Source organism: Natrinema thermotolerans (assembly GCF_031165565.1).
In the GTDB taxonomy this organism is placed as follows: Archaea; Halobacteriota; Halobacteria; order Halobacteriales; family Natrialbaceae; genus Natrinema; species Natrinema thermotolerans.
Window position 1 is genome coordinate 3,924,045 of the sequence record NZ_CP101873.1, and the last position, 23,439, is coordinate 3,947,483.

General features: G+C 67.0%; 24 protein-coding genes. 12 read left to right on the plus strand and 12 right to left on the minus strand.

Annotation, left to right across the window (positions count from 1 at the left end; genetic code table 11):
* Window positions 1–59 precede the first annotated feature (59 nt).
* The 7 genes from tpiA to NP511_RS20200 form a co-directional block, all read right to left on the minus strand.
* Entirely contained in the window at window positions 60–704 is a 645-nt protein-coding gene (tpiA, locus tag NP511_RS20170; protein WP_049966855.1) for a triose-phosphate isomerase, read from the minus strand.
* A gap of 78 nt (window positions 705–782) precedes the next feature.
* The gene (locus tag NP511_RS20175; protein WP_015299030.1) at window positions 783–1,325 is read right to left on the minus strand and encodes a multiprotein bridging factor aMBF1; all 543 of its coding nucleotides are present in this window, start codon (window positions 1,323–1,325) and stop codon (window positions 783–785) included.
* A gap of 84 nt (window positions 1,326–1,409) precedes the next feature.
* Entirely contained in the window at window positions 1,410–2,024 is a 615-nt protein-coding gene (locus NP511_RS20180) for a CDP-alcohol phosphatidyltransferase family protein (protein WP_006180493.1), read from the minus strand.
* Window positions 2,021–2,593: an adenylate kinase family protein gene (locus NP511_RS20185; RefSeq protein WP_049966856.1), complete on the minus strand. Its 573-nt coding sequence runs from the start codon at window positions 2,591–2,593 to the stop codon at window positions 2,021–2,023. Before NP511_RS20185 ends, NP511_RS20180 begins: the two co-directional genes overlap by 4 nt.
* The gene (gene hisC / locus NP511_RS20190) at window positions 2,590–3,735 is read right to left on the minus strand and encodes a histidinol-phosphate transaminase (protein ID WP_049966857.1); all 1,146 of its coding nucleotides are present in this window, start codon (window positions 3,733–3,735) and stop codon (window positions 2,590–2,592) included. Before hisC ends, NP511_RS20185 begins: the two co-directional genes overlap by 4 nt.
* Window positions 3,736–3,851: 116 nt before the next feature.
* Entirely contained in the window at window positions 3,852–4,271 is a 420-nt protein-coding gene (locus NP511_RS20195; protein WP_049966858.1) for a hypothetical protein, read from the minus strand.
* A 161-nt stretch (window positions 4,272–4,432) separates the two neighbouring features.
* Window positions 4,433–7,189, minus strand: coding sequence for an ATP-dependent DNA ligase (locus tag NP511_RS20200; RefSeq protein WP_084158327.1), 2,757 nt, complete (start codon window positions 7,187–7,189; stop codon window positions 4,433–4,435).
* A 132-nt stretch (window positions 7,190–7,321) separates the two neighbouring features.
* On the opposite strand from NP511_RS20200, the gene NP511_RS20205 reads away from it, so the two are divergent.
* Window positions 7,322–8,875, plus strand: coding sequence for a glutamate-cysteine ligase family protein (locus tag NP511_RS20205; RefSeq protein WP_049966859.1), 1,554 nt, complete (start codon window positions 7,322–7,324; stop codon window positions 8,873–8,875).
* A 35-nt stretch (window positions 8,876–8,910) separates the two neighbouring features.
* On the opposite strand, the gene NP511_RS20210 is transcribed toward NP511_RS20205, so the two are convergent.
* The gene (locus NP511_RS20210; RefSeq protein ID WP_049966860.1) at window positions 8,911–10,308 is read right to left on the minus strand and encodes an FAD-binding oxidoreductase; all 1,398 of its coding nucleotides are present in this window, start codon (window positions 10,306–10,308) and stop codon (window positions 8,911–8,913) included.
* Window positions 10,309–10,617: 309 nt separating this feature from the next.
* Here NP511_RS20210 and NP511_RS20215 point away from each other — a divergent pair, with 309 nt between their 5' ends.
* The 4 genes from NP511_RS20215 (at window position 10,618) to NP511_RS20230 (ending at window position 16,525) form a co-directional block, all read left to right on the plus strand.
* Entirely contained in the window at window positions 10,618–13,074 is a 2,457-nt protein-coding gene (locus NP511_RS20215) for a DUF5059 domain-containing protein (RefSeq protein ID WP_049966861.1), read from the plus strand.
* 99 nt (window positions 13,075–13,173) lie between these two features.
* The gene (cofD, locus tag NP511_RS20220; RefSeq protein ID WP_049966862.1) at window positions 13,174–14,166 is read left to right on the plus strand and encodes a 2-phospho-L-lactate transferase; all 993 of its coding nucleotides are present in this window, start codon (window positions 13,174–13,176) and stop codon (window positions 14,164–14,166) included.
* Window positions 14,163–14,924, plus strand: coding sequence for a tRNA-dihydrouridine synthase (locus NP511_RS20225; RefSeq protein WP_049966863.1), 762 nt, complete (start codon window positions 14,163–14,165; stop codon window positions 14,922–14,924). Before cofD ends, NP511_RS20225 begins: the two co-directional genes overlap by 4 nt.
* A gap of 338 nt (window positions 14,925–15,262) precedes the next feature.
* Window positions 15,263–16,525 (plus strand): NRAMP family divalent metal transporter, encoded by a 1,263-nt coding sequence (locus tag NP511_RS20230; RefSeq protein WP_049966865.1) that lies wholly within the window; start codon window positions 15,263–15,265, stop codon window positions 16,523–16,525.
* 6 nt (window positions 16,526–16,531) lie between these two features.
* Here the strand turns inward: NP511_RS20230 and NP511_RS20235 are convergent, their stop codons facing one another.
* A complete protein-coding gene (locus NP511_RS20235; protein WP_049966866.1) occupies window positions 16,532–16,876 on the minus strand; it encodes a cupin domain-containing protein in 345 nt (114 codons plus the stop codon).
* A 141-nt stretch (window positions 16,877–17,017) separates the two neighbouring features.
* Between NP511_RS20235 and NP511_RS20240 the strand changes: the two genes are divergently transcribed.
* From NP511_RS20240 to NP511_RS20250, 3 genes are all read left to right on the plus strand, one after another.
* Window positions 17,018–17,869: a triphosphoribosyl-dephospho-CoA synthase gene (locus NP511_RS20240; RefSeq protein WP_049966867.1), complete on the plus strand. Its 852-nt coding sequence runs from the start codon at window positions 17,018–17,020 to the stop codon at window positions 17,867–17,869.
* Complete coding sequence (locus NP511_RS20245; protein ID WP_049966868.1) at window positions 17,866–18,462, plus strand: DUF447 domain-containing protein; 597 nt, start codon at window positions 17,866–17,868, stop codon at window positions 18,460–18,462. Before NP511_RS20240 ends, NP511_RS20245 begins: the two co-directional genes overlap by 4 nt.
* A 110-nt stretch (window positions 18,463–18,572) precedes the next feature.
* On the plus strand, window positions 18,573–18,764 hold the full coding sequence (locus NP511_RS20250; RefSeq protein ID WP_006651267.1) for a 30S ribosomal protein S17e: 192 nt from the start codon (window positions 18,573–18,575) through the stop codon (window positions 18,762–18,764).
* Between the two features lie 154 nt (window positions 18,765–18,918).
* Here NP511_RS20250 and NP511_RS20255 read toward each other — a convergent pair whose 3' ends face one another.
* On the minus strand, window positions 18,919–19,200 hold the full coding sequence (locus NP511_RS20255; RefSeq protein ID WP_006651268.1) for a hypothetical protein: 282 nt from the start codon (window positions 19,198–19,200) through the stop codon (window positions 18,919–18,921).
* 206 nt (window positions 19,201–19,406) lie between these two features.
* Here NP511_RS20255 and asd point away from each other — a divergent pair, with 206 nt between their 5' ends.
* From asd to NP511_RS20270, 3 genes are all read left to right on the plus strand, one after another.
* Window positions 19,407–20,441 carry an aspartate-semialdehyde dehydrogenase gene (gene asd / locus NP511_RS20260; protein ID WP_006651269.1) on the plus strand — a complete coding sequence of 345 codons (1,035 nt, stop codon included), beginning with the start codon at window positions 19,407–19,409 and terminating at the stop codon, window positions 20,439–20,441.
* Window positions 20,442–20,565: 124 nt separating this feature from the next.
* Complete coding sequence (locus tag NP511_RS20265) at window positions 20,566–21,210, plus strand: helix-turn-helix domain-containing protein (protein ID WP_006651270.1); 645 nt, start codon at window positions 20,566–20,568, stop codon at window positions 21,208–21,210.
* Window positions 21,211–21,263: 53 nt separating this feature from the next.
* The gene (locus tag NP511_RS20270) at window positions 21,264–21,572 is read left to right on the plus strand and encodes a HalOD1 output domain-containing protein (protein ID WP_049966869.1); all 309 of its coding nucleotides are present in this window, start codon (window positions 21,264–21,266) and stop codon (window positions 21,570–21,572) included.
* A gap of 18 nt (window positions 21,573–21,590) precedes the next feature.
* Here NP511_RS20270 and NP511_RS20275 read toward each other — a convergent pair whose 3' ends face one another.
* Window positions 21,591–22,022 (minus strand): universal stress protein, encoded by a 432-nt coding sequence (locus NP511_RS20275; RefSeq protein ID WP_006651272.1) that lies wholly within the window; start codon window positions 22,020–22,022, stop codon window positions 21,591–21,593.
* Between the two features lie 132 nt (window positions 22,023–22,154).
* A complete protein-coding gene (locus tag NP511_RS20280; RefSeq protein WP_084158328.1) occupies window positions 22,155–23,123 on the minus strand; it encodes a D-2-hydroxyacid dehydrogenase in 969 nt (322 codons plus the stop codon).
* A gap of 155 nt (window positions 23,124–23,278) precedes the next feature.
* On the opposite strand from NP511_RS20280, the gene NP511_RS20285 reads away from it, so the two are divergent.
* Window positions 23,279–23,407: a hypothetical protein gene (locus NP511_RS20285; RefSeq protein WP_006180473.1), complete on the plus strand. Its 129-nt coding sequence runs from the start codon at window positions 23,279–23,281 to the stop codon at window positions 23,405–23,407.
* Window positions 23,408–23,439: the final 32 nt, after the last annotated feature.

The window sequence follows — 23,439 nt, forward strand, 5'->3', positions numbered from 1 at the left end:
TCCGGCGCGACCGCGGGACGAGTCGCGGTCACGCCGGCAAATCGGTACAGCAGACCGTATTACAGCGGGGCGACGAGATCCTCGAGGGCAGCCTTCGGGTCGTCGGCTTTCGCGACGCCGCTTGCCAGCAAGACCCCGCCGGCACCGAGATCGCCCGCGGCGACGACATCGTCGCCCGTACTGATGCCGGCCCCACAGAGGACCGACACGTCGGGGTCGACGTCGGCCGCGGCCGCGACCGCGTCCTCGACGACGTCCGGGTCGGCCTGACTGACCGGCGTTCCCGTTCCGATGAGTTCGGGGGGCTCGACGGCGACGGCGTAGGGGCCGAGCGCCGCCGCGGCACCGATCTGGGCCGGGTTGTTCGCACAGACGATCGTCTCGAGGTCGGCCCGCTGGGCCGCACGGACCGTCCCGTCGATGTCGGCCAGTTTCAGTCGCCGCTCGGAGTGGTTGACCAGGGTCCCGACCGCGCCCGCGTCGGCGACGTGTTCCGCGAGGGCGTGGCCGGTGTTGCTCCCGTGATCGATCGGATCGACGTGCTGGGCCCACGTCTCGGCTCCGGTCTCGGCGACCCGTTCGATGTGGGTCGCCGCGGGTGCGACCGCCAGGCGTGCGTCGGTCGTTTCGTCGACATCGCGGACGGCTTCCGCAACCGCGACCGGATCACACGGATACGTCTTCAGGTTGACGAGGACGAACATATCCGCAACCCCACCCGCACGAAAGAAATAGCTTGCGAGTCGGCGGTACGGGAACCGAGGGCGGACCGGACGTCGCCGTTAGTCCTTGCGCTTGACGACGTCGCCGAGCGTGTAACTGCCGGTCGAGGAGCCGCCGGACCACTCCGAGTCCTCGCCGGACGCCCCTTCGGCGTTCAGGTTGATCTCGAGGAAGCTCTCGAGTTCGGACTGCACTCGGTCGCTCGGGAGGGTGTCGCCGCGTTCGATCTTGCGGATCAGGCTCGCCTTCTCGTTGAGTTCGTTCGCGAGTTCGGACTGGCTGAGACCCTTGCTCTCGCGGGCGTTGCGAACCCGGTCGTCGTAGTCGGTCGCCAGCTCGTCCATGTCGTCGAACATGTCCGAGCGGCGCTGGCTCGAGCCACCCGAACTCGACGAACTCGTGGAGCCGGACGACTGGCCACCCCCGCTCGAGGACGACGAACTCGAGCCGGTCGAGTACTTCGTCGACGAACTCGAACTCGAGGGCTGTTTGACCTCGGTGCCGAAGTCCGTACAGTCGGAACACACGTCTAGCTTCGCGCCCTCGACTTTGATCGTCTTCGGGGACGACGTCTCGGCCCCACACATCTCACACTGAACCATGTCCGTTCCTATATCGTGATCAGGGATAAAGCATGCGGCGCGCTCCCGCCCGTCAAAAAGGGCGGAAGCGGGCCACAGCGGCGCTCACTCGAGGGCTTGCCAGGAGTAATAGAAGCGCTGGAGTGCGGTCAGGTGGCCGACGACCGCGAGGAAGACCAACAGGAGCCCAACGAGCGTGAACCCGCCGACGATCGGCCCCGTGATCGGATAGGCCAGAAAGCCGACGATCCCGATGATCGCCAGCCGATCGGCGCGACCGACGAGTCCGCCGTAGACCCGATCGAGGCCGACGGCCTGTGCCTGCGTGCCGAGATACGAGGTCATCACGACGCCGGTCACGGCCGCGAAGCCGAGCAGATAGTCCTCGACGCCCGCGGCCAGCCCCGCGATGACGACGATGTCGGCGTAGCGGTCGAGGACGTGATCCAGCAGGTCGCCGCCGGCCGACGCGACCTCCTGTTCGCGCGCGAGCGCGCCGTCGACGATGTCGAGCCAGCCATTGAGAAAGACCAGCGCGGCCGCCACGGCGTACCAGACCGGGTCCTCGAGCCCGCCCAGTGCGAACGCGACCGCGGCGAGGATCGCCATCCCGAAGGCGACGACGCTCACGCCGTTTGGCGTCATGCCGACGCGGTCGAACCCCTTGACGAAGGGGTCGAGAAACCGCGAGACGTACGGCCGGAACTTGTCGAGCGTCATGTCAGATACCCCATAAAGTCGACCTCGCCGGCGCTTGGCTCGCGCTCGCCCGCGACGACCGCCTCGAGTGCTGCCGCGACCGCTTCGGGGTCGCGATCGGTCGTGTCGACCTCGTAGACCGACTCGAGGCCGTGTTCCTCGACCGCCTCGGAGAGGATCACGTCCAGCGCCTCGCTCTCGGCGTTCTCCTCGGCCTTCGCGGCGGTCTCGCCGCGCTCGAGCAGGCGCTTCTCGAGCGTCTCGGGGTGACACCGCAGGACGACCACACGGTCGGCGTCGAAGTGATGCGCGAGGTGGGACTCGACGACGGCGTCGTCCCGGCCGGCGAGCCACTCGGAGAGGGCCTCGAGATCGGCGACCTTGCTCTCGCGGTCGGCGTCGACCTCGGTGTAGAGGCCCTCTTCTTCGAGGACGCGGTTGAGATGGATCACCTCGAGATCGGGAGCCGATTCGCCGTCGGTGTCCGTCGCCGCGTTCGGAGCGGCCTCCTCGTCGGCCAGCCGCGATGCGAGCAGTTCCGTCGCGGTCGTCTTCCCGGTGCCGGGCGTGCCAGTGACGGCGACTTTCATGTGTCGGCGACCTCCGTGTCCGACTCGTCCGCCGGGGACGATTCGACGTCGAGATCGGCGAGGACCTCGTTGAGCGTTGCGACGGCCCGTTCCGTTTCGTCCTCGGTTCCGCAGGTGATGCGGACACAGCCAGGGAGCCCGAAACTCGAGCAGTCACGAACGATGACGCCGCGTTCCTGCATCTCGGCGGCGACGGCCGAAGCGTCGCCGACGTCGACGAGGACGAAGTTGCCCTGACTCTCCCAGACGTGGGCGTCGACGTTGTCGCGCATGTACGCGCGAGATTCGCGGGTAGTTTCGACGGTCCGGACGACGTGTTCCTCGTCGTCGATGGCCGCGAGCCCGGCCCGACAGGCGAGTTCGCTCGCCGCGAAGGGCGTGTTCACGCGGGCGTAGGCGTCGGCCCACTCGTCGGGCACGACGGCGTAGCCGAGACGAACGCCGGCCAGCCCGTAGGCCTTCGAGAACGTCCGGAGGACCGCGATGTCGTCGCGGGCCTCGAACTCGTCCCAGCCCTCGAGCAGCGCGATGGCGCTTTCGCCGTCGGCGAACTCGCCGTAGGCCTCGTCGACGGCGATCAGGGTCTCCTCGTCGGTCTCGTCGGCGAGGCGTTCGATCTCCGCGAGGGGCATCGTCGAGCCCGTCGGGTTGTGGGGGCTCGTGACCCAGATCACGCGCTCGCCGTCGTAAGCCTCGAGGACAGTGTCGGCGTCCTGCGTGAAGTCGTCGGCTTTCGAGAGAGCGTACTCACGGACGCCGCCGTGGTGAAATCGGGCACTCATCCCGTAGTAGGCGAAGCCGGGCGTGGGAACGAGGACGTCATCGGCCGGTTCCAGCGCCGTCCGGTGGAGGTAATCTATCGCCCCGTCGCCGCCGTTTGCCAGCCAGACCTGGTCGTCGGTGACGTTCCAGCGGCCGGCGACGGCGGTCGTGAGATCGGCGTGGGCGGCTTTGGGGTAGGAACTCACGCTCGAGGCCGTCTCCCGGATGGCGACGGCGGCGGCCGGCGAGGGGCCGTGGGGGTTCTCGTTCGAGGCGAGTTTGATGAACTCCGAGGGGTCCCGGTCGAGTTCGCGGGCGACCTCCTCGATGCCTCGACCCGCCTCGTAAGCGACGTGATCGGACAGGTCGCGCGGTTGCATACGCGATTCCAGTTTCCCACGGCTCTTAAGGGTGCTTACATGTGGTCAGTGGCTCGGGACTGACCGTCTACGCTGCCGCGACGGCTCCGGTCCGTCGCGAAAACCGGACGGTCGACTCAACGGCGGCGGAGGGCAGCGGTGAGACGGTCACAGAACCGTTCGAGCCGCTTTCGTCGTCGCCGTTCGGCGTACCAGCCGAGGAGCGGAAGGGGAATGGCCGGATCGACCGACGAACGCAGTCGAATCTCGGTCTCGCCGTTCGCGGCGGTCAGTTCTACCGCCGTTTCGACGGTGATGAGCGGTCGTCCGTCGGCGTCCCGTCGGTAGTGAAATCCGGTATCGGTTGACTCGAAGGTATACTGCAGAGGGAGGAGACGACCGGACGGACGGGCCGTTACGACGGTCCGTCCGTCCGACTCGATGACGTGCCCGGGCTCGTGCGACCCCTCGAGTCGGACGACGGTCTCGGGAGTCAAAAGCGCCGTTACGGCTGACCGCGTCGCCGGGAGGATTCGGACGACTTCCACGCCACACATACTCGAAAGAATACGGATACGGTTAAATTATTTCAGGTTCGACACGAATTGGAGGGGGCCCTGAACGGTTGCCGGACTCACCGGTACCGAACCGGCCTCGATCGCGGTGAGTAGAAGGGCTGTCGACCGGCGGAACCGAACGATCGAGCCGAGGGCAGCGGTCACTGATCACGGAGCCGCTCGAGTCGCTCGAGCGAGTCCGCGCCCTCGGGGTCCTTGTCAGACCGTACGCCCTGGAACCGCGGGAACCGCAAGGCGTAGCCCGACGAGTAGGTGGGCGAGGACTGGATCTCCTCGTAGCCGACCTCGAAGACGACCGCCGGCTCGAGGTCGACCGCCTGGCCGTCCTCGGCGGCGATGTGGGGCTCGAGCAACTCGGTCAGCTCTTCTAATTTCTCGTCGGTGATTCCGGTCGCAACCTTACCGACGGTCTCGAACTCGTCGCCCGCGCGCACGGCGAGTTCGAAGGTCCCGAGGAAGGTCGCCCGTCGCCCCTCGCCCCACTCGGCACCAGTGACGACGCAGTCGATCGTCTCCACGTCCGGCTTGCGCTTGCGCCAGTGTTTCCCCCGTCGGCCCGGCGAGTAGGTCGACTCGGGATCCTTGAGCATGATCCCCTCGTGGCCGGCCTCGAGGGCGTCGGCGTCGATCGACTCGATCTCGTCGGGATCGTCGGTCAGTCGGAGCAGGGAGAGGCCCTCGATGTCGGCGTCTGCCGTCCCATCGGTGCCGTCGTCGCCGTCGGAATCGGCGGCCGCGAGTACCGACCGGAGCCGGTCGTGGCGGGTCGTCAGGGGTTCCGCGAGCAGGTCCTCGCCACCGGCGTGCAGGCAGTCGAAAAAGACCGGGCGCACCGAGACGTCCTCGCGGGCCTTCGCGACGTCGTGTTTCCGGCGGAACCGCTTGAGGACTTCCTGGAACGGCAGCGGTGAGCCGTCGTCGTCGACGGCGACGACCTCGCCGTCGAGGATTGCGGGGGCCTCGAGCGTCTCGTCGGCGAACTCGACGACCTCGGGGAGGGCGTCGGTGACCTCCTCCATGTTTCTCGAGAAGACGCTGACCGACTCACCATCGAAATGGAGTTGACAGTTGTGTACCGCGGTGAGCGGAACGCAGTAACTTTCGTCTTCTGCGACCTGTAGATTGTATACCTTTTGGCGCGGGTCTACCTCTCGTGGGTTCTTTCGAGAGAGTTCCGTTTTAGAGAGTATATCGACGACAACGAAGTCGTCCTCGATTCGTGCATACCGGTCGGACTGAGATATCGTCAGTCGATAGTACGTTTTGTCGTTCTTTCTCACTCGTCGAATTCCGAAAATTCGTCCGAACGTCAATCCGATAAGCTGTATTACGGACGCGAGATATCGCTCCTTCGTGGTGATATACCGTCTCCCTTGTGGGTCTTCGTATCCGTCTGCTTCCTCCCAACCCGTGAGAAATGCATCAAACTGGTCCTCCGACAAGTTCCAAAACCAGTCAGGTACTGTTTTGTCTCTCCATCCATCTTGGTAATTTTTTCTGAAATTTTCGCATAGCCATTTAAATAGCGGACCGTCTGTCCAATATATATCTGTCGCACTACCGTGGTCATAGGTGTGGACGTTCTCAGGAGAGATTCCGAGAGCATCGACGACAATCGACCGGTATTCTTCTAATAAATCCGCATCGGTGTTACTAAACATCAATCCGATTCGGTTGTTGCCGTTGTAGTCGTTCGTAGAGCCGTCGCCGACCCAATAGCCGAGAAACCGGTAGAAAGACGGCGATAGTTCGAACTCCTTCGTGTAATTATCGATGGTACTGAGTTGCAGGCGGTCGGGAGGTGTCGAAGTAGGACGGATGGTAGGGACCGGAAAGGCGAGAGTCTCATTCTCGGAAACATCTTCGATCGGAACCCACTCGGTATCACCTGAATCATAAACCAACATCTCGTGTCCCTCTGTTATTTTAAACTCTGTACCGAAATACGTTGAGAACTCAAACACTTTCTCCTTGCTATCTATGCTTCGTCTATTTTTTGCTACGATCTCCCTGAAGCGACCCTCGTGTGTGAGAACGCTGTCCCCGACTTCGACGTCACGAACGGCGATTTGTCCTCGTTCGCGAGTGTAAATCGGCGTATACCCAGAAATGCAACGAGCGCCGTCGTATTTCCACTCGACCGCCGCCTCGTCCCACTCCTCGAGGGCGTCGGTCACGGTCCCGGCCTGTGCGAGCATCGCCTGGACGGGGCGGCCGACCGCGAGGTCCATGGCGTCGAGCCCCGCGACGCCCTCGTCTCGTGCGATTCGGGCGACCCGTCCGTAGTCGTTCGACACCTGCAGGGCGCGTTCGACGCGGTCCTCGGGGACCTCGAAGGCCGCGGCGATGGCGTCTCGGACCGTCCCCTCGCCGACGCCGATGCGCATCTCCGAGAGGACGAGCCGAGCGAGATATCGGGCTTCCTCGCTCGAGGCGCGGTTGAACAGGCCAAAGAGGAGGTCGACCTTCCGGTCGTGGCTGCCCGATCCCTCGGCGGCGGCCAGTTCGGTGAGAGTATCGGCGACCTCGCGGACAGTGAGATCGTCATCGGTGCCGCCGGCGTCGTCCGTGAACGCACCGAGGCCCTGCTGACCGCCGAACTCGTAGCTGGCCGCCACGTCGCCGATCTCGCCCACGTCGGCGAGTCGCTCCTCGACGTCGTCGCCGCTGACGTTTTGTCCCGCTGCGCGGGCGATCGCCTCGTAACACGCGCTCGGGCCGATATCGAGCGTCGTCGAGTCCCAGGCGGGGAATACCCGCCCCTGGACGAACCGCGCGACGACCTCGATCTCGTCGTCAGCCGCCGCGAGCAGGTCCCTGACGTGGGCGACGATCTCGAGGTCGGCGGGTTCGGCGTCGATCGTCCCGGCACGGTCGGCGAACGTGGCGAACTCCATCGGCGGTGTGTATCGCCGGGGGGAGTAAAACGGTTCTGAGACCGGACGGAGCGTCGGGACCGGACCGACGCGCGGCAGCGGAGAGGAGCCCGATGGCCGCCTTTAAAGGTGATCGGGTACGCACTCGGTGGTATGTCAGAGGAGGAACTCGCCGCGCGGGTCGCGGACGTCCTGTCGGTCGATGCCGACGACTTCCGCCGGTCGGCCGAAGCGGACGCCGAGGTGATCAAAGAGGGCGTCGAGGAGGGAGTCTTCGACAATCCGCAGGCGATCGTCGGCCTCGAGTACGAGTTTTACGCGGTCAAGGCCGACGATTGCGCCCTACGGCGGGTTCCGCGCCGGCTGCTCGAGTTGATCGGCTTCGAGAAGGAGTTGGGGCTGCACAACGCCGAGATGACGACGAGCCCGCAGCCGCTGAACGCCGACGGGCTGACGGCCCAGGAGGCGGAGGTCAAGGCCCGTCTGCGGACGGCACTCGACGTGACCCAGTCCGAGCGGATGCGATTGGTCAGCGACGCGCTCTGGACGCTCCCGCCGGAAGGCGAAGACGCGGCGACCTATCTCACCGACAGCGTCGAGCGGACGACGACGGACGACGATGGAACCGAACGCGCGGTCCGGGTCGCGACGAACATGAGCGACTCGGCCCGGTATCACGCGATGGCGAACACGGACCGAGCCGAGGCCGCGGGGATGCGAATCGAAGCGCCCCACGTCTCGCTGCAGGGCGACACCGTCATGCCCGAGAGCCTGATCACGTCGATCCAGCCCCACTACCAGGTACCCCACGCCCCCGACCTGCCCGACTACTTCAACTACGCGCTGCGAGTCGCGGGCCCGCTGCTCGCGCTGGGAGTCAACTCGCCGTTTTTCCCCGCCGATCTCTACGACGAGGACGCGAGCCCCGAGGCGATCCTCCGGGACGGCTGGATGGAACACCGTATCAGCGTCTTCGAGACCGTCCTCAACGATCCGACGACGGGCGAGGGGAAGGTCCGGTTCCCGCGCGATCTCGCGTCCGTCGACGAGGCGATCGATCGGATCGCCGCCGACGACACCATGGTCCCGATGCCGGTCGAGCCCGGCGAACGCTTCGACGACCAGTTCCCCCACTTCAGCCGGAAACACGGCACCTACTGGCGGTGGATCCGCCCGGTCTTCGGCGGTCCGACGCGCTCGGCGGCCAACGCCCGCATCGAGTTCCGCCCCATTCCCGCCCAGCCGACGGTCCGCGATTCGGTCGCGTTCCTCGCGGCCTTCGCCGGCCTGATGGAGAGTCTCACCCGACTCGAGCATCCCGTCGTCGAACTCGACTGGCAGCTCGCCCGGGAAAACTTCTACGCCGCGATGGTCGACGGGCTCGAGGCCGATCTCACCTGGATCACGAACGACGGCAAGGAAACGTCGGATAGCCTCGCACTCTACGAGGACCTGCTGGCTCACGCCGAGGACGGGCTGACCAACCGCGGGCTGAGCGAGGAAGACGCCGCCAAGTACCTCTACCCGCTCCGGCGACGCGTCCGACAGGGCGTGACCCCGGCCAGTTGGAAGCGCGAGCAGGTCGAGACCGCGCTCGCGGACGGAGCCGACCTCGAGGCGGCGATCGAGACGATGCAGCAGACGTACGTCGCCCGCCAGTCGGAGACGCTGCTCGAGGGGAGCTTCGCGGACTGGATCGGCGAGTAGCGACTCGAAGCGCGGTGGTCGCGGACGAAAAAGGGTTACCGGGCCGGTTCGACGTTCTGGTTCAGCCGGAACAGGTTCTCCGGATCGTACTCGGCCTTGACCTCGGCCAGCCGGTCCCCGTTCCGCCCGTAAGCGAGGTCCTCTTCGCCCGTCGCCTCGCTGATGAAGTTCGCGTAGACGCCGCCGGTCGCGTGCGGTGCCATCGCGTCGAAGAACGCCCGCGACCAGGCGATGCACTCGTCGTCCATCGCCGGATCCTCCCAGCGCGTGTGGACGTTCATCGCGTACTCGGCGTCCCGGTGGGGGTACGCCGTCGCGTCCGACGGGACGCGGGCCATCGCGCCGCCGAGCTGTGCGAAGAAGATCTCGGACAGGGGCGACGGGAGATCGGCTGCGTACTCGACTGCTGTATCGATGGCGTCGTCGGAGAGTTCACTGAAGTTGTGTGACTTCCAGTAGTTCCGGGACCCCTCGGTGAGTAGCGGATCGAACGCCTGCTGGAAGGCCGCGTACTGGTGTGGCCCGACGGCGTCCGCGATCGGGTCGCCGTACTCCCGGAGCGGGGCCAAGACCGCCGCTCCCTCCGCCATGTCACCGGCGTAGAACGTCACGACGAGGACGACGCCGACGCCGTGGACGTCTTCGGGGAGGAACGGCAGGGGCGGTGCCTTCCGGAGGACGATCCAGACAGCGGCTTCCTCCGGTGCGTCCTCGTTGAAATCCCGGACGTGCCGGATGACGTCCCGTGCGTCCTCGCCCGCGTAGACGATCGGTCCCGACAGAATCTCGGGACCGACTTCGTGGAGGTCGAACTCGAAGGAGGTGACGACGCCGAAGTTGCCGCCACCGCCCCGAATCCCCCAGAAGAGATCCGCGTTTTCCGTCTCGCTTGCGTGACGCAGTTCGCCGTCGGCAGTGACGATGTCCACGGACCGCAGGTTATCCACCGTCATTCCGTACCTGCGAGTCAGCCAGCCGAAGCCGCCGCCGAGCGTGAGCCCCGCGACGCCGGTCGTCGAATTGATCCCAAACGGCGTCGCCAGTCCGAACGCTTGCGTCTCGTGATCGACGTCCGCGAGGGTCGCCCCCGCCTCGACTCGAGCCGTCCGCTCTGTCGGATCTACGCGAACCGACCGCATCACCGAGAGGTCGAGCATTAGTCCGTCGTCACAGACCGCGTTCCCCGCGATGTTGTGTCCGCCGCCGCGGACCGCGAGTACCACGTCGTGGTCGCGGGCGAAGTTCACCGCCGCGATCACGTCCGATACGCCCATCGCGCGGAGGATGAGCGCTGGCCGCCTGTCGATCATGCCGTTCCAGATCGCTCGAGTCTCGTCGTAGTTCGGATCCCCGGGACGGAGCAACTCGCCGTGAAGCCCCTCGCTGAATCCGTCTATTGCACCGTCGTCTACGGGAGTGGTTGTTACTGCCATTGTCCCTCGGTATCTATACGCCTCGCTTGGACATGTGGTTGTGCATTATTAATAATTAAGGTAAGTCCGCCGGCGGGAGAGACTCGTACATGACCCCGACGACGCGATTCTCACAACATATTCGGGAAAACGTTCATGTTGCTACCGGCAATTCTTCCGATAGGTTATTTAGGTAGACCTAAATATTCGGAGAAGGATCCGCCGTCCCGATCGCGGACGAGGAATTGAGAGCGCCGCCTGCACTATTATTCTGCCTCTCTGTCCGGAAAGTATCGAAGACCATTTATACTTTTAGGCCAGCCTAAAAATATGCGACAGACACGACGGACGTGGTTGAAGGGGAGCGGCGCTGCACTCGTAACTCTCGGTCTCGCCGGTTGTTCCGGCGACGGCGACGGGGACGACGGGTCGACGGACGACGAGGGCCCGAGCAGCGACGAGGAGTCGGTGACGGTCGAGCCGGCCGAGCGGGCCGTCGCCGCCGAGTGGAACGCGATGCGGGCGCGCCTGTGGGACGCGCTCGCGGCGGGCGAAGCCGGGAAGTCGGGGACCGGGGCCGCCATCGCCGGCGACACGTTCGAACGGTTCGAGACCGCAAGCGGCGAGTACAACGCCCACGAACTCCTCGAGGAGACGGATCACGACCGCTACGAGGCGTTCGAGGAAGCCCTCGGCGAACTCCGGACGGAGGGCCTCGATCGCGGGGACATCGGCCGGGCACGCGAGGAGACCGTCATCGGCAGTGACGAACTCGGCCAGGCCCAAACGGCGCTCGTCGGCGAGGAGACGGCACAGGCGCTCGACCTCCAGTCGATCGGTACGTCGACGGCTGACGCCGTCGTCGCCGCCGAGGCCGGTGCCTTCGACGCCGCCGAAACGGTCGCGACCGACGCGCTCGAGCGGTTCGAGGAGGCCGCGGTCCACGACGCGATCGAGGAGGCCGACAGCGAGATCTACGAGCGGTTCGAGAGCGCCCTCGAGGCTGTCGCGGCGGCCGCGGGAGAAGAAGACCTCGAGGGCGTCCGCTCGAGCGCGACGGACACGCTCGCGGCGGCCAACGAGGGCGCGTACGCCCTCGCACCGTCCGAGTCGGCAGCGGGTGCCGGTCAGATCGCTACCTATCAGGCCCGTGGCTGGGACGCCGCGGCGCTTTCGGGTCTGGGCGGGCCGTCGACGGCGTTCGCACACGCGGCCGCACTGACCGGCTATCGGGCACGGGCCCACGACGCCGTCTGGCTCTTCGAGCGCGGACACGGAGACGCGGCCGGGCGAGTCGTCGAGAACGCCTTCGCCCACTTCGAGGGCGCTCGCGCACACGAGGCCCTCGAGGAAGCCAGCGAGGACGCCTACCACCGGTTCGAGGAGGACGGACTCGACGCGCTCGCGACGGCTATCGAAAACGACGACCCCGAAGGCGTCGAGAGTGCCGTCACCGCCGTCGACGAGGGGCTCGTGACCGGGATCGAGGCGCTGGGAACCGGCGTCGAACCCGCCCTGCTCGAGGCGAGCTTCTTCAGGGCCCGGCTCGGCGACGCCGTCGAACGGTACCGGCTCGGCGAGAGCGAGGTCGCCGCCGAAATCGCCAGCGGGCTGTTCGAGACCTTCGAAGCGAACGAGGCCGACTTCCACGAGACGCTCGAGGAGACCGACCACGACCTCTACGAGACGTTCGAGGACGAACACCTGAACGGACTGATCGACGCGTTCGAGAACGAGGACGACGCGGCCGTCGCCGACCACGCCGACGGCCTCGCGGCGACGCTGCTCGAGTTCGAGACGACGGCGGGGACGACCGCACAGGTCAGCGCCGTCGAGAGCGCCGCGATGGCAGCTCGGGCGTTCGACGCGGGCGCACTGGACGTCCTCGGTGCGGCGGATCGTGCGGAAACCGTGCTGCAAGAGATCTTCGAGGACTTCGAACGCGGTGCCGGCGGCTTCCACGAGGCGCTCGAGGAGGCCGACCACGATCGCTACGAATCGTTCGAAGCGGCCCTCGGCGATGCCAGAAACGCCGCCGCCGAGGGCGGGGACGTGAGCGCGGCGGCCCGGGCGTTCAACGAGCAGGCGATCGAAGCGACCTATACCGTCGTCGCGGACGCGGGCGGCTCGTTCGGTGACGCCGCCGCGTCGCTCGCATCGGACGTGTTCGCGGCGTTCGAGGAAGCACGGGCCCACGAACTCCTCGAGGAGGCTGACCGCGATATCTACGAGGGCTTCGAGGCGGCGCTCGAGGACTACATCGGTGCGCTCGAGGACGGGTCGGACGTCGAGGCGGCCGCCGAGACGTTCGCGACGGCGGCACTGCGAGCGCAGTTCGCGGTCGCCGGCGCGCCCGACGCCGCCCCGAGCGGCGACGGAACGGGCGACTCCGGCGAGGGGTCCGGTTCGGAGACCGACCTCGGGGGCGGGCCGAACGTCGTCGAAGGCGTTCCGGACGACGCCGACCACGTCGTCGATATGCAGGCCGTCGCGTTCGAGCCGGAGACGCTTACCGTCGCACAGGGCGACACCGTCGCCTGGAAACACGCGGCCGGCGAACCCCACTCCGTCACGGCCTACGAGGACCGGATTCCGGACGACGCCGACTACTGGGCCTCGGGTGGGTTCGATGGCGAGGACGCCGCCCGCGAGGGCTGGGAGAACGGCAAGGGCGCGGTTCAGTCGGGCGAGTCCTACGTCCACACCTTTGAGACGACCGGCGAACACGAGTACGTCTGTGTTCCTCACGAGAAGGCCGGGATGGTCGGGACCGTCGTCGTCGAGTGACTGGCCGAGTCGCGTCGATCCGACCACGTACACTCCGTCACCGGCCACGCCCGCGGTCGGCCGAAAGCGATTAAGTACCCTCGCTCGAGAGTTGCGGGTATGGTAACCTTCCTCTCCGGGGGCACCGGCACGCCGAAGCTGTTAGACGGCGCTGCCGCCGCGTTCTCGCCGGAGGAGACCACGGTCGTCGCCAACACGGGCGACGACATCGAACTCGGCGGACTCTTCGTCTCGCCGGACGTCGATACGCTGTTGTTTCAGGGCGGTGGGATCCTCGACCGGGAGACGTGGTGGGGCATCGAGGGCGATACGCATCGAACGAACTCGGCGCTGAAAGACATCGCGTCGGCCGCGGACCTCCCCGACGGCCCGCAGTACCTCCCCGGGGAGAAACAGACCGACGGCCGCGACCTCGCGAACTGGCGGCGCTTTTCGGGGGTCGCCGAGTTCATGACGATCGGCGATCGCGACCGGGCCGTCCACATCACGCGGACCAGCCTCCTTGACGAGGGGTACACGCTGAGCGAGGCGACCCGGCAACTCGCCGACGGGTTCGGACTCACGATCGACCTGTTCCCGATGAGCGACGATCCCGTCGCCAGCCTCGTCCACACGGACGAGGGGCTGATGCACTTTCAGGAGTACTGGGTCGCCCACCGGGGCGAGCCGACCGTCGACACCGTCGAGTTTCGGGGCTCCTCACAGGCCGAGCCCGCACCGGGCGTCCTCGAGGCGCTCGACGACACCGTCGTCATCGGCCCCTCGAATCCGGTCACCAGTATCGGACCGATGCTCGCGTTGCCGGGCGTCGCCGAGGCGCTCGCCGAGACCACGGTCGTCGCCGTCTCGCCGTTCCTCGGGGACGACGCGTTCTCCGGGCCCGCCGGCGACCTCATGGCGGCGGTCAACGCAAAGCCAAGCACTGCGGGGTTGGCGACCGCCTATCCCTTCGCCGACGCCTTCGTGATCGACGAGGGCGACGACGCCACCTTCGAAGCTCCGGCGGTCAGGACCGACATCGGGATCGACTCCCGAGAGGACGCCGCCCGCGTGATCCGCGCGATCGAGGCGGCGATCGAGCGCGTGGCATGAGCCACGAGCTATCGTTCACACCGCCGCTCGCGCTGGCCAGCCTCAGCGGCGAGGCCGACGCCGACTGGGCGCGGGCCGGGGCCGAGTACGCGGGGGCCGCGTTCCTCGGCGGGATCGCACTCGACGACGACTCGCGTGCGGCCGCGCGCGAACTCGTCGCCCGCGATCGGACGGAGTTCCTCCCCGACGATCCGCTCGCCTTTCTCGAGGGCGAACTCGACGCGCTCGCGGACGTCCCGATCCGGCCGGCGTTCAACGTCCGCAGCACCACGATCGAACCGGTCGTCGACGCCGCCCGGCGCTGTCGCGATCGGGACGCGTACCTCGAGATCAACGCCCACTGCCGACAGGACGAGCTGTGTGCCGTCGGCTGCGGCGAGACGCTGCTGAAAGACGGCGAGCGCCTCGCGACCTACGTCGACCGGGCGGCCGACACCGGCGCGACCGTCGGCGTGAAGGTCCGTGCGGAAGTCCCCGCCGTCGACCTCCCGGAGCTCGCCGCCCGACTCGAGGACGCCGGGGCAGCTTTCGTCCACGTCGATGCGATGGACAGCGAGTCCGTCGTCGCCGACGTGGTCGACGCCACCGATCTGTTCGTCATCGCCAACAACGGCGTCCGCGACGACGAGACCGTCCGCGAGTACGTCGACTACGGCGCGGACGCGGTCAGCGTCGGCCGCCCAAGCGACACCCCCGCCGTCCTCGAGCGGGTCAACGACGCCGTGGACCGGCGACTGGGGCTCGAGGCGAGCCGATAGCGACGGCGCGGCCGCCGAGCGCCGGGGCCGCGTGAGCCCGCTCTGCAGGTCCCGGTGAACGGGTCGCTGCGAGGCCCGATGGATAAAGCGGGTTGAAGTATCCGGCGCTGCCCTCTCCCCGATGGGAGCGTTGTCTGTAGCCGGACTATTATGGGGGCGCTGAACCGAACGCCGGGCGTCGTTTCGCCGTCGAACAGTGGCCGCGACAGAACCGAGTTACCGATCAGTACTAGCACGATCACGACACCGCCCGACGCACAGCCGTTCGAACGCATCTGGTCGTCCGTCAGGGTTCGGCCACTCCGCCGAATCGACCGCCTGAAAACGGAGGCGCACGAATGAGTATCCGGAACCTGTCCGCAGTCGACTATCTTGCCGGGCAGGCACAGCAGTACGGGTTGGCGTTCGTGATGGTCGCGAGCTACTTCGGCTCCGGGTCGATATTCATCGCCAGTCAGGCGGGGGTCATCCACGGCTACACCCTGCTGTGGGCCGTCGTCGGCGCTGCACTGCTCGGGTTCATGGCACAGGATATGAGCGCCAGACTGGGCATTCACGGGACCTCGCTGATGGTGTTCGTCCGCGAAAAGGTCGGCCGGCCCGCGGCGATGGCGATCGCACTGTTCCTGTCGATCGGCTGTGTGGCGTGGACGATCGGACTGGTCGCGGCCGTTGGGGCCGGCTTCTCGTTCCTGGTCGGCGGCGCGATCGGCTGGCAACCGATCGCCGTCGTGGCGACGCTGGCGGCGATCGGCGTCGGACTGCTGAACTACGACACCGTCGAGACCCTGATGATCGCCATGATGCTCTCGTTGATGGTCATGTACGTCATCGTCGCCGTTCCCAGCGGCGCGGATTTGAATGCCGTCGCCCTCGGGTTCATCCCGACGACGGAAACGTTCGGCGCGCTCCCGATGGCCGCCGGCTTGCTCGGCACGACCGCGCTGTGGCCCAACTTCTTCCTCGAGTCGATCCTCGTCCACGAGAAGGGGTGGACCGACCAGAGCGACCTGCCCGGCGCGCGGGCCGATCTGGCGATCGGCTACGCCGTCGGCGGGCTGACGACGCTCGCGATCCTGATCACCGCCGCGGCGCTGCTGCGTCCGATGGGCTTTACGCAACTCGACACGTTCATCACCCCCGGAAAGGCGCTGGTCGAGGTCCTCGGCGTGTGGGCGATGGTTCTTTTCGTCATCGGCGTCATCGTGGCCGCGTTCAACAGTATCATCCCGATTATGTGGACGCCCGCCTACATGATTCCGCAGGCCGCCGGCTACGAAGTCAACAAGGGCGACCGGCGATTCACGATTGTCTTCGTGACCCTAACGGGGATCGGCGTCTTCTCGCCGGTATTCAGTCGAGTGCTCGATCTCTCGGTCATCGATATGGCGATCCTGTTCCCGACGGTCAACGGCATCTTCGGCCTCCCGGTCGCGGCCACCCTGCTGTTCTGGGCGGTCAACGACCGCGAGACCATGGGCGAGTACCGGAACTCCCGGTGGCTGAACGTCGTCAACGCCTCGCTGGTGGTGCTGGCGATCACTCTGGGCGCGCTCGCCATGCAGGGATTCCTCGACCTGTTCACCGGCGGCGGTTTCTGACGGGGACTACAGCGGCGCGCCGACCAACACGAGCTTCGCTCGCTCGTCGTACTGGTTCAGGATCTGGCGCGACTCCTCGGGGTCGAGCCGGATCGCCTCGTCTGTCTCGAGGGGCACGGTCTCGCCCGCGTCGGTCAGGTCGACGTCGACCCGTCCCTCGACAACGTAGTAGACTTCCTCCTGTCCCGACTCCGCCTCGGCGTGTTCCATCCCCTTGCCGCCGGGCTCGAGTTCGAGGATCGAGATCCCCAGCTCCTCGGTGGCGAGTGGCTCCTTGAGGAACCACATGCCGCCCCACTCCTCGTCGATGACTGAGTCCGGATCGGTCTTGGCGACGGTGTCGTAGCCCATACGCGATGAATGCTTGCCTCGAGGCTTAAATCGATGGGACGGCGAACCCGTTGCAGGGAACGGCCCTCGCCCCGTCGATCGACGCGACTCGAGTCGCCGCGAACCCCCACCCCTAAGCCGCCTCGGCACACAGCGATCCGTATGCGAACGTCGGCCCAGAACGCGGAACTGGCCTTGCTCCTCGAGGTCGCGGGGACGCCCAAGCCGGGCAACGTCGACCGCGAGCGCGACCTCGCGGACCTGCGGTTCGAACACTTCCTCGCCGGGGCCGTCGGCGCTCGGGACGGACTCGAGCGGGCGGCATCGGGCGCGGCGATCGGGCCCGCCTTCGAGCGAGCCGTCGAGGGGATGGCCACACAGGAGGGCGGGAACACGCAGTTCGGGGCCCTGCTGTTGCTCGTGCCGCTGGTCCGGGCCGCCGGCGACGACCTCGATCGATCGGCCGCCGAGGCCGTCGTCCGCGAGACGACCGTCGCCGACGCGGCGGGGTTCTACCGGGCGTTCGACCGCGTCGACGTCGCCGTCGACGACCCGCCGGCGGACATGGACGCCCTCGACGTACGTCGCGGATCGGACGCGGTGCCGGCCCTCGAGGAACGCGGGCTGACGCTGCTGGAGATCATGGAACGCAGCGTTCCCGGCGACGGCGTCGCCCGCGAGTGGGTCGAGGGGTTCGAGCGGTCGTTCGCGGCCGCCGACCGACTCGCCGCGGCCGAGGGCCCGCTTTCGGGCCGGACCGCCGCGGTCTTTCTCTCCCTGCTCGCCGGGCGACCCGATACCCTCGTCGCGACGCGTCACGGCGAGGCGACCGCCCGCGAGGTCACCGACCGGGCCGCGGCACTGGTCGCCGACGGCGCCCTCGAGACCGATCGCCGGACCGTCGACCGGTTCGCCGACGACCTGGTCGAGCGGGGAATCAACCCCGGGACCACGGCCGATATCACGGCCGCGGGACTGTTCGTCGCGCTCGAGCGGGGGTCGATCACGGTATGAGCGGCGAGCGCGGATCAGAGAGCGGCGACGCCGCGACGTGGCCCGTCGACCTCGCCGGCGTCACCGAAACCGTCGTGACCACGCTCGGCCCGAACGGGCTGTGGAACGCCGCAGCGCTCGGGCTCCACGCGGGCGATCCCGTCACCGCGCGGACGTGGGGGAACACCCGCACCCGGCGGAACTTCCACCGACAAGGCGAGGCCTACGTCCAGTTCGTCGACGACCCCGTCGTCTTCGCCGACGCCGCCTGCTCGATCCTCGAGCGCGAGGACCCGATCCTCGAGTCGGCCAGCGCCTGGGCGCGGGTCACCGTCGAGCGGATCGACGCGGGCAGCGAAGGCGGCACCGAGTGGGAGGAGTGGACGCTTCGCCCCGTCGAGTCGGCGATCGAGCGCGAGACGGTCCCGACGATCGACCGCGGGTTCGGGGCCGTCGTCGAGGCGACCGTCGCCGCCTCGCGGCTCGGGGTCGACGAATACGACGAGGGCGAGTTACGCGACCGCCTCGAGTACTGTGCCGCGGTCGTCGAGCGGGCCGGCGGCCCCCGAGAGCGGGAGGCTCTCAAACAGGTTCGCGACCAGTCGCAGTGGTGAGGGTACGGTGTGGAACCGATGCGGACGACCGCGGTCGTGGCGGGGCCGTGGGCGACCGGTCGCCGCCGCAGAACGAATGGCTTTAGGGCGCGCTCCATGAACCACTCGATATGGCAATCAAGCCGGCCTACGTCAAGAAGACGGGGACCCTCCTCCTCGAGCGGTACCCGGAGGCGTTCACGACCGACTTCGAACAGAACAAGGAAAGCGTCGCAAAGCTCACCAACGTCGAGTCCAAGGGCGTTCGCAACCGGATCGCCGGCTACGTCACCCGGAAGAAGGGCTCGGAAGTCCCCGCATAACTCGCTTTCTCACCTCGAGATCGATCGCACAAGCCGAGAAGCAACGCGTCTCCGCCGCGACCGCTGTCGCGGCTACTGTGAGTCATCGTAACGCTGTCGTCGCGCGTTGTGACCGGGCCGCTCGGTGGTCGACGGCCGGGCCGGCAAACCCGAGTTACTCGCCGAAGCCGGGTTCCATGTAGAGCGCGGCGACAAGCGCCACCAAGGCGATGCCGAAGGCGAACAGCAGCCCGACGAAGCCGGTCAGAATGTTCAGTTCGAAGCCCAAAAGCGGGAGCGCCGCCGTCGCCTCGTCGGTGCCCGCGGCGGAGTAGCCCGTCCACGCGAAGAGGACGCCGACCAGCGCCGCGACGGCCGCAAGCACCGTCGCACCGATACTAAAGGGCGTGTCGAACAGCCCGCCGGTACTCGCGGTCGAACTCGTCATCGGAACCACCTCTGGCCTGCCGCCTCGAGTCGGTCCTGTCGGTCGTACATCGATCGATAGGTACCGCTCCGTTTTCTTAATATCTTCTATCCGTTCGGAGCGCCATCCTCGCGGCCGGTCGGCGGCCGGCGTTGGCGACGTGTGCAACTTCGACGATTGACACTCGCTACCGAAAACCCAAACGGTTTTGCGGACACGACTCGGAGTGCCGGAAAATGGCAGTACGAGTAGGCGTACTCGGTGCGACCGGTGCGGTTGGACAGCGACTGATTCAATTGCTCGACCCCCATCCGGAGTTCGAGATCGCGGCCCTGACCGCGAGCGACGCAAGCGCCGGCAAGACGTATCGACAGGCATCGAAGTGGCGCGTCGACAGCCCCATTCCCGAGGACGTCGCCGAGACGACCGTCACGGCGACCGACCCCGACGAGGTCCCCAACGACGTCGACCTGATCTTCTCGTCGCTCCCGTCGAGCGTCGGTGCGGAAGTCGAACCCGGCTTCTGTGAGGCCGGCTACGTCGTCTCCTCGAACTCTTCGAACGGCCGGATGGACGACGACATCCCCCTCGTGATTCCGGAGGTCAACGCCGACCACCTCGACTTGCTCGAGGTCCAGCGCGACGAGCGCGGCTGGGACGGCGCAATGGTCAAAAACCCCAACTGCTCGACGATCACCTTCGTCCCCACGCTCGCCGCCCTGACCGACTTCGGCCTCGAGAAGGTTCACGTCTCGACGCTGCAGGCGGTCTCCGGCGCGGGCTACGACGGCGTGTCCTCGATGGAGATCATCGACAACGCCATCCCCTACATCGGCGGCGAGGAGGACAAACTCGAGACCGAGTCCCGCAAACTGCTGGGCGAGTTCGACGGGGCCGAACTATCGCACAACGACATGTCGGTCGCGGCCTCCTGCAACCGCATCCCGACCATCGACGGCCACCTCGAGAACGTGTGGGTCGAGACCGCGGACGACCTGACCGCCGACGCGGCCGCCGAGGCCATGCGGGAGTATCCGTCGCTCGATCTCCGCTCCTCCCCCGAGCCGCTCATCCACGTCTTCGAGGAGCCCGACCGACCCCAGCCCCGGATGGACCGCACGCTGGGCGACGGCATGGCCATCGCCGCGGGCGGGCTGCAGGAGTCGCCCTTCGGCCTGCAGTACAACTGTCTGGCCCACAATACGATCCGCGGTGCCGCCGGCGCGAGCGTTCTCAACGGCGAACTGCTGCTCGAACACGGCTACATCTGAACGGCACACGCCGTTCCCCCTCGATCGTCCGCCGAGTGGCCGATCGATTCTCTCGTCGACACGCACCAACCCAGTTAGTGCCGTAGTATAACAGTCCCGGCGACGTACCTCGAGCGAAGGCCCCATGGTACTCATCGTCGAGTTCGAAATCGGGACGCCGATCCTCCGACGGACCGTCGACGCCGTCTCCCGGATCGACGTCGAGGAGATCTATCAGTCGGAGACGGGGTCGACGAAACTCGTCTGCTGGATGTACGGCGACGACCTCGAGAGCGTCGAACCCGCGCTCGCCGACGACACCACCGTCGCGGCCGTCTCGCTGCTCGAGGATCCAGGCGATCGCCGTCTCTACAGCGTCACGCTGTCGGAGCGGGGACAGGCCCATCTGACGTATCCGACGGCGGCGAAGTACGACATCGGGTATCAGGAGATCACCGTCACCGAGGAGACGAGCATTCGGGCCCGCGTACCGACCCGAGAGGCGCTGTTCGCATATCGGGACGTCTGTCGTGAGAAAGAGATTCCGTTCCGGATCCAGCGTATCTTCGAGGAATCGGCCGCCGCCGGGGACCGGTACGGGATCACCGAACGCCAGCGGAAGGCACTGATCGTCGCCCTCGAGGAGGGCTACTTCGACGTACCCCGCGAGACGACGCTCTCCGCGGTCGCCGCGAAACTCGACATCTCGGATCAGGCGCTGTCCGCCCGCCTCCGGCGGGGGCAGGCCAACCTCCTGCGGAACACGATCGGCGGACCGGCCCCCACTTGAAGGGTTGGCCCTCCAATCGTGGTTGCTTCCCGCGGCCGGCCGGTATCGTGTGTATGGAAACTGAGCCTACCACCGACCGGTTGACGCTTCACGAATCTGCCAGTACGCACCAGGCCGACCCGGACACGCCCCCGAGCGAGGCCGTCATCGACGCGATCGCGGCCGACTCGTCGTTCGACGCCCTCGAACTCGCCGACGAGTTCGGCCCGCTGTACGACGTGATCGACCCGTCCGCGCTCGATTCGCTCTTCCAGTCGACGGTGGGGGCCGACCGCTGCGTCGGGTCGGTCACGTTCGAGTACGCGGGCTACCGGGTCGGCGTCGACCAGACCGGCCGCGTCGAACTCGCCGCCCTCGAGTGAGTGTTTCACGTTGCTCCGTCAGTCGTCCGTTCGCGGGAGCGCGACCACCGGAATCGTGGCCTGTTTGACCAGTCGCCGAGCCACGTCACCGGTAAGTAGCTCCACGAACCGGTTCCCTTCGCGAGGCTCGAAGACGACGGCTTCGACATCGCGCTCCTCGGCCGCGTCGAAGATCGTTTCGACGACGTCCGTCCCGAAGAGGATCGCCGTTTCGACCGAGGCCGCTCGATCCGCGAGCGGCCCGCGGGCACGCTCGAAGATCTCCTCGGCGTAGTCCTCGCGCTGTTCGACCGAGGCCTTGTCCGGCGCACCGCCCGCCTTCTCGATGACATTGACGAAGAGTACCGAACTCTCGGGGCCGAGATACGGTGCCAGCGCCGCCGCCGTTCGTTCGCCGTCGTCGGGGTCGGCGACGGGCACGAGGACCCGGCCGTCGAACGTCAGTACCATCGTCCGCCTCCCGTCCACACGGACGCGTTCGCTCGAGTCACACAGTCTGTGCTGTCCATACGCGCCGTTCGTCGCAAAGGGGCAAAAAGGTGCGTCGAATCGACTGGCGGCGGACGGCACGGCCGGCGCGTCTCAGGGACGGACCTGATTCTCGAGGGCGTCGTCGCCGTTCGCGTGCCGACGGACGTTCTCGGCGACGATATCCGCGAGTCGCTCGTAGTACTCGGGCGTGTGGCCCGCGTTGTGGGGCGTAATCCGTACGTTTTCGAAGGTCCACAGCGGGTGGTCCTCCGGCAGCGGTTCGGGGTCGGTAACGTCCAGCGCGGCCCCGCGGAGCCGGTTCGAGCGCAGCGCCGCGACCAGCGCGTCGGTGTCGACGACGGGGCCGCGGGCGACGTTGACCAGCACTGCCTCGGGGTCGATCGTAACCAGCGCCTCGCGGTCGATCAGCCCCCGCGTCGTTTCGGTGAGCGGACACGCGAGGACGAGATAGTCCGTCCGCGCGAGCGCGTCGTCGAACGCCTCGCTCTCGAACCCGATCACCTCGTCGGTCGGCCCACCCTTCTCGGGGGTGTATCGAACCCCGATCGTCTCGACGCCGAACGGCTCGAGCCGCTCGGCGACCGCCTCCCCGATCGCGCCGAGACCGACGATCGTCACCGTCGACCCCTGCAGTTCGTGGGCCTGATAGTGGCGCCACTCCCGGCGATCCTGTCGCCGCCGACCGACGTGAAACCGCCGGACGAACCCCAGGATCGCGCCCAGCACGTGTTCGCCGATGTTCGGTCCGTGGACGCCCGAAGCGTTGGTCACCGCGACGGCCCGCTCTTCGAGTTCCTCGAGGGGGAGATGGCCCGTCCCCGCGTAGGCACAGGCGAAGACCTCGAGCGCGTCGGCCGACTCGAGGAGATCGCGCTCGAGTGTCATACCGGTCGCGAACGTCGCCGACCGGATCGCCTCGCGTTCCGCGGCAGGGGTCCGCGCGAGTTCGACGCTGCGGTCGGGGAGCCGCTCGCGGATCGCGTCGGCATACTGTTCGACCGGCATCCCGTGGGTGCCACGCCGGAGGACCAGCACGTCCGGCGCGTCGGGCTCACTCATGTCCCCATCCTCGTCCAGTGCGATCAAAAGCGTTCGTCTCGCGGCACTGCGGGTGGTCGGGGCCGCCCCTCGAGGGGTCGAGTCGCTGGCAGCGTCCCACCCATCAAATGACGTGACCATCACGTTTAAGCGAGCGAGCCACGAACGCCGACAGTATGCCTTCAGACGAGTTTCTCGACGGCGAATCGCTCACCGGACGACAGGCGGCGATCATCTTCGCGGGCTTTCTCGGGTTCATCATCGGTTCCGGCGTCTTGCTCGTCCTGGCCAGAGGCCTCTTCTAACTGCGACCGGTCCGTTCGACGGACAGTCCGCC